Genomic DNA, 13,095 nt, shown 5'->3' with positions numbered 1-13,095 from the left:
ACGCAACCGGACCTAAAAGGAGCGAAGTGGCTAAGGTCCGGGTATACGAACTCGCCAAGGAGTTCGGGGTCGAGAGCAAGGTCGTCATGGCCAAGCTCCAAGAGCTCGGTGAATTCGTCCGTTCGGCGTCCTCGACGATCGAGGCGCCCGTTGTACGCAAGCTGACTGACGCCCTCCAGCAGGGCAGCGGCGGCGGCAAGCCCGCCCCGCGCAAGGCCGCACCGGCACGTCCGGCGGCCCCCTCTCCCGCGCAGGCCGCCCGTCCGGCCGCCCCACGTCCGGGTCCGGTCGCGCCCAAGCCGCCGGTGGCGCCCGCCGCGCCCGCGGCTGAGCGTCCCGCCGCCCCGGCCCCGGGTCCGCGCCCGACGCCCGGTCCCAAGCCGCCGACGCCGAAGCCCGCTCCGGTGTCCCCGGCGCCGAGCGTGCCCGAGTTCCAGGCGCCCCCGTCGGCCCCGGCGGCCTCGTCCGCCCCGGCCGGTCCGCGTCCGGGCGCCCGTCCGGGCGCCGGCGCGCCCCGTCCTGGCGGTCAGCGTCCGGGCGGTCCCGGCCAGGACCGCGGTCAGGATCGTGGCCAGGCGCCGCGTCCCGGTGGTCAGCGTCCGGGTGGTCCCGGCGCGCCCAAGCCGGGCGGTGCCCGTCCGTCCGGTCCGCGTCCGGGCAACAACCCCTTCACCTCCGGTGGCTCCACCGGCATGGGCCGTCCCCAGGGCGGTCCCCGTCCCGGCGGCGCGCCCCGACCTGCCGGTGGCCACGGTGGCCCCGGCGGCGCTCAGGGCGGCGGTCCGCGTCCGCAGGCCCCCGGTCAGGCTCCCCGTCCGCAGGGCGGCCCCGGTGGCGCTCCGCGTCCCCAGGGTGGTCCGGGCGGTGCCCGTCCGACTCCGGGTGGCATGCCTCGTCCGCAGGCGCCGCGTCCCGGCGGTGGCCCTGGCGGCAACCGTCCGAACCCGGGCATGATGCCGCAGCGTCCGGCGGCCGGCCCGCGTCCCGGCGGCGGTGGCCCCGGTGGCCGCGGCCCTGGTGGCGGCGGTCGTCCCGGTGGTCCCGGTGGTGGCGGCGGCGGTCGTCCCGGTGGCGGCGGCTTCGCCGGTCGTCCCGGTGGCGGCGGTGGCGGTTTCGCCGGTCGTCCGGGTGCTCCCGGTGGCGCTGGTGGCGGTTTCGCCGGTCGTCCCGGTGGTCCCGGTGGCGGCGGCGGTGGCCGTCCCGGCTTCGGCGGTCGTCCCGGTGGTCCGGGTGCCCGTGGTGGCACGCAGGGCGCCTTCGGTCGTCCCGGCGGTCCCGCGCGTCGTGGTCGCAAGTCGAAGCGGCAGAGGCGCCAGGAGTACGAGGCCATGCAGGCCCCGTCGGTCGGCGGCGTGATGCTGCCTCGCGGCAACGGACAGTCCGTCCGCCTGTCGCGCGGTGCGTCCCTCACCGACTTCGCGGAGAAGATCAACGCCAACCCGGCGTCGCTCGTCGCCGTGATGATGAACCTCGGCGAGATGGTCACTGCCACGCAGTCCGTCTCCGACGAGACCCTCCAGCTGCTCGCCGGCGAGATGAACTACGTCATCGAGATCGTCAGCCCGGAGGAGGAGGACCGCGAGCTGCTCGAGTCCTTCGACATCGAGTTCGGCGAGGACGAGGGTGGCGAGGAGTTCCTCGTCGCGCGTCCGCCGGTCGTGACCGTCATGGGTCACGTCGACCACGGTAAGACCCGACTGCTGGACACCATCCGCAAGACGAACGTCGTCGCGGGCGAGGCCGGCGGAATCACGCAGCACATCGGTGCGTACCAGGTCACCACCCAGGTCAACGACGAACAGCGCAAGATCACCTTCATCGACACCCCGGGTCACGAGGCGTTCACCGCCATGCGTGCCCGTGGTGCGAAGTCGACCGACATCGCGATCCTCGTGGTGGCGGCCAACGACGGTGTGATGCCCCAGACGATCGAGGCGTTGAACCACGCCAAGGCGGCCGGTGTGCCGATCGTGGTCGCGGTCAACAAGATCGACGTCGAGGGCGCCGACCCGACCAAGGTGCGCGGTCAGCTCACCGAGTTCGGTCTGGTGGCCGAGGAGTACGGCGGCGACACGATGTTCGTCGACATCTCCGCCAAGCAGGGGCTCAACATCGAGCAGCTGCTGGAGGCCGTGGTCCTGACCGCGGACGCCTCGCTCGACCTGCGGGCCAACCCGGAGCAGGACGCGCAGGGCATCGCGATCGAGTCCCACCTCGACCGCGGCCGCGGTGCCGTCGCGACCGTCCTGGTCCAGCGAGGCACCCTGCGGGTCGGCGACACCATGGTGGTCGGCGACGCGTACGGCCGAGTCCGCGCGATGCTCGACGACAAGGGCGCGAACGTGGAAGAGGCGGGTCCCTCGACCCCGGTCCTCGTCCTCGGTCTCACCAATGTCCCGGGCGCCGGCGACAACTTCCTGGTGGTCGACGAGGACCGTACGGCCCGTCAGATCGCCGAGAAGCGTGCCGCTCGTGAGCGGAACGCCAACTTCGCCCGCCGGGGTGTCCGGTTCTCCCTGGAGAACCTGGACGAGGCCCTCAAGGCCGGCCTGGTGCAGGAACTCAACCTCATCATCAAGGGCGACGCGTCCGGTTCGGTGGAGGCCCTCGAGTCCTCGCTGCTCCAGCTCGACGTCGGCGAAGAGGTCGACATCCGCGTCCTGCACCGCGGCGTGGGTGCGGTCACCGAGTCGGACATCGACCTGGCGACCGGCTCCGACGCGATCGTCATCGGCTTCAACGTCCGCGCTGCGGGCCGCGCGGCGCAGATGGCGGAGCGCGAGGGCGTCGACGTCCGGTACTACTCGGTGATCTACCAGGCCATCGAGGAGATCGAGTCGGCCCTCAAGGGCATGCTCAAGCCGGAGTACGAGGAGGTCGAGCTCGGCACGGCGGAGATCCGCGAGGTCTTCAAGTCGTCCAAGCTGGGCAACATCGCCGGTGTCCTGGTCCGCTCGGGCGAGGTCAAGCGCAACACCAAGGCGCGCCTCGTCCGCGACGGCAAGGTCATCGCGGAGAACCTCACCATCTCCGGTCTGCGTCGCTTCAAGGACGACGTCACCGAGATCCGCGAAGGGTTCGAGGGCGGTATCAACCTCGGCAACTTCAACGACATCAAGGTGGACGACGTCATCGCGACGTACGAGATGCGGGAGAAGCCGCGGGCGTAAGCCTGATGGTTCATGCCGGCCGGGGGTGACCTGTTCACCGCCGGCCGGTGTGGCCGTTCCTGGGGGCCGCGCCCCCAGACCCCCTTCGCACAGTTCCCCGCGTCCCATCAGGGGCGCCGATATCCCGTCGAGTCGCACCGCCCGGTCGATGTACGGTTCTGATGTTCCCGCCCGGACACGGGTGGGCCATCGATCCCGTACCGGCGGGTGAACCGGATACACATGTACGTGGGGACTCTGTCCTTCGATCTCCTGCTCGGCGACGTACGGTCGCTGAAGGAGAAGCGCTCCGTCGTCCGGCCGATCGTGGCCGAGCTCCAGCGCAAGTTCGCGGTGAGTGCGGCGGAGGTCGACCAGATGGATCTGCACCGCCGGGCCACGATCGGGCTGGCGGTGGTGTCAGGTGACACGGGGCATCTGACCGAGGTGCTGGACCGGTGCGAGCGGCTGGTCGCCGGTCGGCCGGAGGTGGAACTGCTGTCGGTGAGACGGCGCCTCCACGGCGAGGACGACTGACCGGTCGCCATGCACCATTCAAGAAACAGCGGTAACGCAGAACGAGCTAGGAGACGGACCAGTGGCCGACAACGCGCGGGCTAAAAGGCTGGCGGACCTCATCCGAGAGGTGGTGGCCCAGAAGCTGCTGCGCGGGATCAAGGACCCGCGGCTCGGCTCACACGTCACCATCACGGACACCCGGGTGACCGGGGACCTGCGGGAGGCGACCGTCTTCTACACGGTGTACGGGGACGACGAGGAGCGGGCGGCCGCCGCCGCGGGACTGGAGAGCGCCAAGGGCATCCTCCGTTCCGAGGTCGGCCGTGCCGCGGGTGTGAAGTTCACGCCGACCCTCACCTTTGTGGCCGACGCCCTCCCGGACACCGCCAAGACCATCGACGACCTCCTCGACAAGGCGCGGGCCTCGGACGCCCAGGTGCGCGAGAGCGCCTCCGGCGCGAAGTACGCCGGTGACGCCGACCCGTACAAGAAGCCGGGCGACGACGAGGACGACGCCGCCGAATGACCGAGCAGCGCCAGAAGAACACCACGCCCGACGGACTTGTCATCGTCGACAAGCCGTCGGGCTTCACTTCGCACGACGTCGTCGCCAAGATGCGCGGCATCGCGCGGACGCGCAGGGTCGGGCACGCGGGGACGCTCGACCCCATGGCCACCGGTGTGCTCGTCCTCGGGGTGGAGAAGGCGACCAAGATGCTCGGTCACCTCGCCCTCACCGAGAAGGAGTACCTGGGGACCATCAGGCTCGGGCAGACGACGCTCACCGATGACGCCGAGGGCGAGATCACGGCGTCGAGCGACGCGTCGAAGGTCACCCGCGACGCCGTCGACGCCGGGATCGCCAAGCTGAGCGGCGACATCATGCAGGTGCCGTCCAAGGTCAGCGCCATCAAGATCGACGGCGTGCGGTCCTACAAGCGGGCCCGGGACGGCGAGGACTTCGAGATCCCCGCCAGGCCCGTCACCGTCTCCTCCTTCGCGGTGTACGACGTCCGGGACGCCGTCGCCGAGGACGGCACCCCCGTGCTCGACCTGGTGGTGTCGGTGGTGTGCTCATCCGGGACGTACATCCGGGCGCTCGCCCGTGACCTGGGCGCGGACCTCGGGGTCGGCGGGCATCTGACCGCGCTGCGCCGCACCCGCGTCGGGCCGTACAAGCTGGACTCGGCCAGGACGCTGGACCAGCTCCAGGAGGAGCTGACCGTGATGCCGATCGCGGAGGCCGCCGCAGCCGCGTTCCCCCGCTGGGACGTGGACGCCAGGCGGGCCCGGCTGCTGCTGAACGGCGTGCGGCTGGACATGCCCGAGGAGTACGCGGACGCCGGTGCCGTGGCCGTCTTCGATCCGGCCGGGCGGCTGCTGGGGCTCGTGGAGAGCCTGAAGGGCAAGGCCAAGAGCCTGGCCGTCTTCGGCTGACACGGGCCCTCCCGCGTAGGGCTTTCGCCGTGGAGCGGCGGTCACGGGGCTTGCTGTTCCCGCCGCTCCACGGTCCCCCCTCGGTTCCCCCACCCAAGGGTGTATCCATCCGCCCTGCCCTATTCACCCCTTCGTGCAGGCGCTCGGAGTGAACCGAGGGAGCGGAAGGGGGCGCGTTTGCCGGGCGATCTGTTCTGCTGATCTTCGTGTGCCTACCGTCGGAACAGAGGTACGACGGGGAGGTCGGTAATGGCAGTTCGTGGCCGTCGGGCAGCGGACGACGGCCGGGTGGCGCGGGACGAGGTCCTGGTGCGGGTCGGCGATCCGGCGGGCCGCCCGCGCGGCACGGGATTCATGGCCGACCACCACGGCACGGTCGTCACCAGCCACGAGGCGGTGGACGGGCTCGCGCGGATCGTGCTGCACAGCGCGGGGGACCGCACCTGCGTGGTCTCCTCCGACGCGGTGACCCCGCTGCCCGCCCTCGACCTGGCGCTCATCCGCACCGAGGGGCTGTGCGTGGACCCGCTGCCCTTCACCGTGCGGGAGTACGTGGAGACCGGGACGTACGTCCGCATCCCGGCCGGCGGCTGGCGCGAGGCGCGGGTGCTGGGCACGGCGGAGGTGACGTACACCGCGACCGACGGCTTCCATCTGCTGGGCGGCGTCCTGGAGTTGGCGATCGGCACGGCCGGGAGCGATGCGCTGCGACTGGGCGGGGGAGCGGCCGGGGGGCCCGTGCTCGACACGGTCACCGGGACCGTGGTGGGCGTGCTGGGCACGGCGCTGGAGGCCCGGCATCGCACGGCCGGGTTCGCCGTACCCCTGCGGGGGCGGGAGGCCGCGGGGCCGCTCGCGGAGCTGCTCGCGCGCAACGCGGCGACCGTGCCGGCGTACGGGGTGGATCTGAACCTGGCGGGGGTGCTGGAGCTCACGGCCACCTCGGTGGGGTCGGACGGGCCGGGCGGACCGCTCGGGCCGGTGGACGCGGGACCGGGGGCCGGCACGGGCTCGGGGCCCGGTGTTTCCTGTGCTGCCGATCCCGTCGAACGGGCCGGTGTCGTCAGGGAGTTCGCGGCCTTCGGCGAGGGTCCGGCCGTCGTCCTCGGCCTTGTCGGGCCGCCCGGCAGCGGGCGTACGACGGAGCTGGCGGCCCTCGCCGCCCGGCGCGCCCGGGGGCCCGAGCCCGCCCCCACGCTGTGGCTGCGCGGCGCGGACCTGCTGGACGGCGACGAGTCCGTGGCGGACGCGGCGCGGCGGGCGTTGGAGCGGGCGGGGCGGATCCTGGCGGCGTCCGACGTTCCGGGGGCCCAGGCGGCTGCCGAGGCGGTCTCGGAGGAGGGGCCGTCGCTTCCCGGGGGCTACGGCGGAGAGCTGGGTGACATCCGGCCCGAGCGGCTCGCGCGGATCGCGCTCGCGGAGGGTCGGCCGCTGCTCCTCCTCCTCGACGGCCCGGAGGAGATGCCACCCACGCTTGCCCACCGGATGACCGAGTGGACGACCGGCACGGCCGAGTGGCTGCGGACGAACGGGGCCCGGCTCGTGGTGGCGTGCCGCGCCGAGTACTGGGAGCAGGCCGGGGACCGCTTCCCGGCGGAGCTGCTGCACGGGACGGTGTTCGAGGGGGAGGGGCGGCAACTGCCGCCCTGCGTACGGCTGGGGGATCTGTCCGAGGCCGAGGCCCGGCGGGCCCGGCTGCGGTACGGGATTCCGGAAGGCGCGCTCGGCGGCGCCGACGCCCGGCATCCGCTCACACTTCGGCTGCTGTCCGAGGTACGGGCGGCGCTGCCGGAAGGGACCACCGGGCGGCCCGGCGAGGATGGCGCCTTCGCCGGGCCGCCCGGCGGGGACGGGGACCGGTACTCCGGGGGTGAGGGGTTCGGGGGCTTTCGGTCAGGGGCTGCTGGCGTCGGCGTGGGAGCCGGTGTGGGCGTGGGTGTCGGCGGGCCTGCGGCCGCCGGGGGCGGTGGCTGTCCCGGGAGGGACGAGGTTCTCTCCGCCTACCTCGACCTGATGTGCCTGCGCGTCGCCGTACGGCTCGCCGCGGGGAACGGGATGCGTGGTACGGCCGTACGACGGCTCGCGGCGCGGGTCGCCGGGCAGGTGCACGAAGCCGCCCGGCGGTGCCTCGGGCCCGGGCAGGGGGAGTTGGACCGGGCCGGGTTCGAGGCGGTGTTCCCGTGGGGGCCGGTGCCGGGGCAGAGGCTCGCCGGCACCACCGGCTGGGCCTCCGCCGTGCTCACGGAAGGACTGCTGGTTCCGGCGGGCAACGGGTACCGCTTCGCCCACGAGGAGCTGGCCGACTGGATCCAGGGTGCCCATCTGGACCTGGACGCGGCTCTGCACGCCTTGGTGCACCGGGGGTGGGGCACGGCGGCGGCCGCCCGCCGGGACCTGGGCGGGGCCGGGGAGACGGGGCGGGACGCGGGGGCGGAGGCCGGGCAGGACCGGGACACGGCTGCGGAGGCCGGGTGGGACCCGGAGGATTCAGCCGGGGTGCGGCTGGATCCGCGGGGGTCGGCGTCGGACGGGCGGGATGCGAGGGCCTCGGCGAGCATCCGGCGCGATCCGCGGGTGTGGGCGGAAGCTGAGCGGCGCTGGGAAGCGACGACGGATGCTGGGTGGGACCCGGAGGCTTCGGCGGGGGTGCGGCTGGATCCGCGGGGGTCGGCGTCGGACGGGCGGGATGCGAGGGCCTCGGCGAGCATCCGGCGCGATCCGCGGGTGTGGGCGGAAGCTGAGCGGCGCTGGGAAGCGACGACGGATGCTGGGTGGGACCCGGAGGCTTCGGCGGGGGTGCGGCTGGATCCGCGGGTGTGGGCGGCGGCCTGGCAGAGCCGGGGAGCGTCCGGTGACCGGTGTGCGCGGCGAGAGGGCGGTGAGCGGCCGGATCGCGCGGCGGCAGGTGAGCGGGGTGAAAGCGGCACGCCCGATGAGCGGGGTGAAAGCGGCGCGGCCGGTGAGCGGCGGGAGCGCGGGACAGCCGGGGACGCGGGGGACCGTACGGCAGCCGGTGATGTGCGTGGGCGTGGCGCGGGCAGTGGTGTGCGGGAGGGCGGGGACGCGCGGGCACGGCGGATGGCTCGGCGGGAGGGGGTGCGGGCGGTTCCCGTGCCTCGGCACCGGATCGGGCCCGTCGTGCAGGCGTTGCTGCTGCTCGGGCGGCAGGAAGGCGCGGCCGAACTGTCGGGCCGGCTGGAGGAGTTGCTCGACGCCGTGGACGCGTTGCTGCCGACGGGGGCCGTCGAGTCGCCCGACGATCCGACCTGGTGGGCCACCCATCTGCTCGCCGATGTGCTGGTGCGCGTGCCGGACGCGAGCCCGTACACCCGGGTCCTGCGCTTCCTCACCGAGCGGATCGGGGCCTGGCGGGGCCAGGGGCGGACCGTGCCGGGGCAGTTCGGGCCGGACTTCTGGGCGTCGCTGCCCCTGCCCGAGGAGGAACGGTTCGACCTGCTACGACGCCTCGTCGTCGCCGACCCGGCCACCGACGACGGGCCCCGCTGCCTCGACGTGGTCTCGCGTCTCCTCGCCGCCGACCCGGCCGCCGTACAACCGCAGCTCACCCGGTGGTTCCACGACGACGGTCCGCTGAGCGCGACGCCCGACGCCACCGTGGCGACGGCCGCGCAGGCACTGCTGTACACACATCGGCGGTGCGCCCCGGACGGCCTCGCCGAGGCGCTCGTCGACAGCGCGCACCGGCGCGGGGACGAGCTGCTCGCCGTACTGGCCGAGGAGGAGCCCTCGGCGGTGTGCCGGGCCGTCGACCGGTGGGCGCACGACGAGCGGCCGGCGCGGCGCGTGGCGGCGCTCGCCTATGGGCTGCGGGCCGCCCCCCCACGCGCGGACCGAGACCGACCGCGGCCTGCTCCGCCACGCCGCCCTCGCGCTGCTCGCCCGCCCCGCCGACGTCACCCTCCACGGCGGCGCGCTCGCCCTCCTCGTACGCGATCCGCGGACCCGCGCCCGGTATCTGCCGCAGGCGCTGGAGCGGTTCGTGGCCGGGGATCCGCAGGTGCCCGCGAGCGCGCTGGTCACCGCGCTCGACACGCACGCGGACCCGGTCCTCGACGCCTTCCGCACCCGGCTGCGGGAGCCCCGCGGCGACGGCGAGGCGCTGCGTACGCTCGCCGAGGTCACGACCCCGGCCCTGGCCCGGCGCGTCACCGGACTCGTACGGGAGGTCGTGGAGCTGCGTCCCGAGCTGGCCGGGCAGGTCGCCGCGTACGTCGACCGGCGGCTGGAGCACGGGCCGGCCGCGCGCGCCGCGCTGTTTCCGCTGGTGACGGGGTTGCTGGAGGGCGGTCCAGTGCAGGTGCGGGCCGCGCTCGCGGCCGTGTTCGCCGAGGCGGGCACGGCCGTGTCCGGTGTGCTGCGGCGCGAGCTGCTGGACCTGCTGATCACGAGCGAGCGGGACCCGTCCGTGCTCGACGCGCTGCTCCGCGCGATCGCCGCGCGGGCGGGGACGCCGGACGGCACGGACGGCTCCGACACCCGGCTGCTCGTGCACCGGATCGGGATGCTCCTCGTCCGTACGCCCGAAGGAGCCACCCGTTTCGACTGGGCGCTCGTCGACCTGGCCCGGCACGTCCCCGGTTTCGCGGGGCTGGTGGCGGGCTGGCTCAGCGGTACGCCGCAGGAGTGGGCGGCGGTCGTCGGGCCGAGCACCCGCCGCATGATCGAGAACCTGGCGGGGGTCGCTGGGGTGCGGGTTCCCGCGTGAACAGGGGGGCGCCTTCGTGCGACGGGTCACAGCCCGGATGCCGATGCGGGCGGAGAGCATCCGGCATGGCACCCTTAGACCTGCGTATGAGGCAACCACGGACACGGGTTCGACAGGTTTCAGACCAGGTTTTCGACGAGGAGCGGTCACAGTGCAGCGCTGGCGTGGCTTGGAGGACATCCCCGAGGACTGGGGGCGCAGCGTCGTCACCATCGGTTCCTACGACGGGGTGCACCGCGGGCACCAGCTGATCCTCCGGCACGCCGTGGACCGCGCCCGTGAGCTGGGCGTCCCCTCCGTCGCCGTGACCTTCGACCCGCACCCCAGCGAGGTCGTGCGCCCCGGCAGCCACCCCCCGCTGCTCGCCCCGCACCACCGCCGTGCCGAACTGATGGCCGAAGTGGGCGTGGACGCGGTACTCGTGCTGCCGTTCACCAGCGACTTCTCCCGGCTGTCGCCCGCCGAGTTCGTCGTCAAGGTCCTGGTCGACAAGCTGCACGCCAAGGCCGTCGTCGAGGGCCCGAACTTCCGCTTCGGCCACAAGGCCGCCGGCAATGTGGAGTTCCTGGCCGACCAGGGCAAGACGTACGACTTCGAGGTCGAGGTCGTCGACCTGTTCGTGACCGGTGAGGCGGGCGGCGGCGAGCCGTTCTCGTCCACCCTGACCCGGCGGCTGGTCGCCGAGGGCGATGTCGAGGGCGCGAACGAGATCCTCGGCCGCCCGCACCGCGTCGAGGGCGTCGTCGTCCGAGGGGCGCAGCGCGGGCGGGAGTTGGGCTTCCCGACGGCCAACGTCGAGACACTGCCGCACACCGCGATCCCGGCCGACGGCGTGTACGCCGGATGGCTGCACGTCGAGGGCGAGGCCATGCCGGCCGCGATCTCCGTCGGCACGAACCCGCAGTTCGACGGCACCGAGCGGACGGTGGAGGCGTACGCCATCGACCGGGTGGGGCTGGATCTCTACGGGCTCCATGTCGCCGTCGACTTCCTCGCCTTCGTGCGGGGGCAGGCGAAGTTCGACTCCCTGGAGGCGTTGCTCGAGGCCATGGCCGAGGACGTCAAGCGGTGCCGGGAGCTGATCGCGGAAGCCGCCGTCTAGGGCGTGTTTCGAAAGTCCCGTCTGCCCCGCGACGCCTGGCACGGCACCTCGCCGCGTTGTCGGGGTCGTCCGCGTACGCCCAGTACGCGGACGACCCTCCGCCTTGCGATGCACCGCACCAGACGCCGCAGGCCCCGCCCTCCGGGCGGACGACGCCACTTTCGAAACACGCCCTAGCGTTCGTCGCGTGCCCGCGCCCAGTGGCACGCCACCTGTGCCGTGCCGCCTCCGCTCAGCACCTCCGGGTCCCGACCCCGGCACGCCTCCGCCACCCCCGCCCGTTCCGCCTCTCCGCTCGTCAGGATCTGGCAGCGGGCGTGGAAGCGGCAGCCGGAGGGGATGCGGGAGGGGTCCGGGGGTTCGCCGGTGAGGACCACCGGGGTGCCCGGGGCGTCGGGGAGGACCGACAGCAGGGCCTGGGTGTAGGGGTGGCGGGGGGCCGTCAGGACCTGCTCGACCGGGCCCGTCTCCACGATCCGGCCCAGGTACATCACGGCGACCCGGTCGGCGATGTTCCAGGCCAGGCCCAGATCGTGTGTCACCACCAGCGCCGACAGGCCGAGTTCGGTGCGCAGACGCAGCAGCAGGGCCAGGATCTCGCCGCGCACCGAGGCGTCGAGGGAGGCCACCGGCTCGTCCGCGACGAGGAGTTCGGGCTCCAGGACCAGCGCCCCCGCGATGACGACACGCTGGCGCTGGCCGCCGGACAGCTCGTGCGGGTAGCGCAGGAAGAACCGCTCGGGCGGCCGCAGCCCGGCCCGGGCGAGGGCGCCCGCCACCGCTGCCCGCTCGTCACCGCCGTACCCGTGGATGCGCAGCCCCTCGGCGACCGCGTCGTACACCGTGTGCCGGGGGTTGAGCGAGCCGCTCGGGTCCTGGAGGACCAGCTGGACGCGTTTGCGGTACGCCTTGAGGGCCCGGGCGGAGTACGTGAGCGGCTGTGCGTCGAAGGTGACCCGGCCCGCGGTCGGGCGGACCAGGCCGAGCAGGGCGCGGGCCAGCGTCGTCTTGCCGCAGCCGGACTCGCCGACCAGCGCGACGATCTCGCCGGTGCCGATGTCGAGGTCCACGCCGTCCACGGCCCGGGCGGTGGGGGCGCCGCCGCGGCCGGGGAAGGCGACGTGCAGGGCGCGTGCGCTGAGCAGCGCGGTGGTGGTCTCGGGGGTGGTCGTCATGAGGTGCCGGGCCTCGCCTTCTCCAGGGGCGCGGGGCCCGTCGTGTGCACGCACGCTGCGCTGCGCCCGGTGCCGGCCGGGCGCAGCGCCTGGTCGTCCGTGGCGCAGATGTCGAGAGCCACCGGGCAGCGCGGGTGGAACGTACAGCCGGGCGGCAGCGCGGACGGGTCCGGCGGGTCGCCCGCGAGGCCGCGGGGCGCGAACCGGGACGCCGGATCGCCGATTTTCGGGAACGCGGCGGACAGGGCCTGCCCGTACGGGTGCCGGGCGTCCTCGTGGACCTGCCGGGCCGGGCCCTCCTCGACGACCCGGCCCGCGTACATCACCGCGAGCCGGTCACAGGTGTCGGCGAGGACCGCCAGGTCGTGGCTGATCATGATCAGGGCCAGGTCCTGGCCGGCGACGAGCCGCTGGACCAGCCGCAGGATCTGGGCCTGGATCATCACGTCGAGGGCGGTGGTCGGCTCGTCGGCGATGATCAGCCGGGGGTCGCAGGCCAGCGCCATGGCGATCATGACGCGCTGGCGCTGACCACCGGAGAGTTCGTGCGGGTAGGCGTCCGCGCGGGCCGCCGGGAGGCCGACCTGCTCCAGCAGTTCCCCGGTACGGGTGCGGGCCCCGGCCGGGGTCGCCCGGTGGTGCAGCAGGATCGGCTCGGCGATCTGGTCGCCGACGCGGTGCACGGCGTTGAGGGAGTGCATCGCGCCCTGGAAGACGATCGAGGCCCCGGCCCAGCGGACCGCCCGTAGCCGGCCCCACTTCATGGCCAGGACGTCCTCGCCGTCGAGCAGGACCTCGCCGGTGATCCGCGTACCGGCCGGCAGCAGCCGCAGCAGGGCGAGCGCCAGCGTGGACTTGCCACAGCCGGACTCGCCCGCGACACCCAGCTTCTGGCCCGCGTCCAGCCGCAGGTCCACGCCCCGGACGGCCTCGGCGCCGCCGGCGTAGGTCACGGACAGGTTCCGTACGTCCAGCAGGGTCACCGCG

Annotated in this window: 7 protein-coding genes and 2 pseudogenes; 7 read left to right on the top strand and 2 right to left on the bottom strand. The window is 73.8% G+C overall.

From position 1 onward, the window contains the following. Window positions 1-26 precede the first annotated feature (26 nt). From infB to SGFS_RS18645, 7 genes and pseudogenes are all read left to right on the top strand, one after another. Window positions 27-3,170: a translation initiation factor IF-2 gene (infB, locus tag SGFS_RS18680; RefSeq protein WP_286251728.1), complete on the top strand. Its 3,144-nt coding sequence runs from the start codon at window positions 27-29 to the stop codon at window positions 3,168-3,170. 222 nt (window positions 3,171-3,392) lie between these two features. Beyond that, window positions 3,393-3,686, top strand: coding sequence for a DUF503 domain-containing protein (locus SGFS_RS18675; RefSeq protein ID WP_286251727.1), 294 nt, complete (start codon window positions 3,393-3,395; stop codon window positions 3,684-3,686). A gap of 61 nt (window positions 3,687-3,747) precedes the next feature. Then, window positions 3,748-4,194, top strand: a complete 447-nt coding sequence (rbfA, locus tag SGFS_RS18670; protein WP_286251725.1) for a 30S ribosome-binding factor RbfA — start codon at window positions 3,748-3,750, stop codon at window positions 4,192-4,194. Beyond that, entirely contained in the window at window positions 4,191-5,105 is a 915-nt protein-coding gene (truB, locus tag SGFS_RS18665) for a tRNA pseudouridine(55) synthase TruB (RefSeq protein WP_286251722.1), read from the top strand. The genes rbfA and truB overlap by 4 nt, the downstream gene beginning before the upstream one ends. A 249-nt stretch (window positions 5,106-5,354) precedes the next feature. Next, window positions 5,355-7,466 (top strand): annotated as a pseudogene (locus SGFS_RS51430) (trypsin-like peptidase domain-containing protein); the annotation flags it as partial. A 711-nt stretch (window positions 7,467-8,177) separates the two neighbouring features. Continuing rightward, a pseudogene (locus tag SGFS_RS18650) lies at window positions 8,178-9,831 on the top strand (serine protease); the annotation flags it as partial. A gap of 151 nt (window positions 9,832-9,982) precedes the next feature. Next, window positions 9,983-10,933: a bifunctional riboflavin kinase/FAD synthetase gene (locus SGFS_RS18645; RefSeq protein ID WP_286251720.1), complete on the top strand. Its 951-nt coding sequence runs from the start codon at window positions 9,983-9,985 to the stop codon at window positions 10,931-10,933. A 173-nt stretch (window positions 10,934-11,106) separates the two neighbouring features. Here the strand turns inward: SGFS_RS18645 and SGFS_RS18640 are convergent, their stop codons facing one another. Continuing rightward, complete coding sequence (locus SGFS_RS18640) at window positions 11,107-12,108, bottom strand: ABC transporter ATP-binding protein (protein ID WP_286251718.1); 1,002 nt, start codon at window positions 12,106-12,108, stop codon at window positions 11,107-11,109. Then, window positions 12,105-13,091 carry an ABC transporter ATP-binding protein gene (locus tag SGFS_RS18635; RefSeq protein ID WP_286251716.1) on the bottom strand — a complete coding sequence of 329 codons (987 nt, stop codon included), beginning with the start codon at window positions 13,089-13,091 and terminating at the stop codon, window positions 12,105-12,107. Before SGFS_RS18635 ends, SGFS_RS18640 begins: the two co-directional genes overlap by 4 nt. Between the last annotated feature and the right edge of the window lie 4 nt (window positions 13,092-13,095).

Origin of the sequence: Streptomyces graminofaciens, from assembly GCF_030294945.1 — a bacterium.
Taxonomy (GTDB): domain Bacteria; phylum Actinomycetota; class Actinomycetes; order Streptomycetales; family Streptomycetaceae; genus Streptomyces; species Streptomyces graminofaciens.
The sequence above is the reverse complement of the archived record's forward strand: the minus strand, read 5'-3'. Positions and strand labels throughout refer to the sequence as shown.

Bases quoted from the DNA above. Each gene is read 5' to 3' on its own strand.
- SGFS_RS18675 (WP_286251727.1), top strand. From the start codon at position 3,393: ATGTACGTGGGGACTCTGTCCTTCGATCTCCTGCTCGGCGACGTACGG.
- SGFS_RS18640 (WP_286251718.1), bottom strand. From the start codon at position 12,108: ATGACGACCACCCCCGAGACCACCACCGCGCTGCTCAGCGCACGCGCC.
- truB (WP_286251722.1), top strand. From the start codon at position 4,191: ATGACCGAGCAGCGCCAGAAGAACACCACGCCCGACGGACTTGTCATC.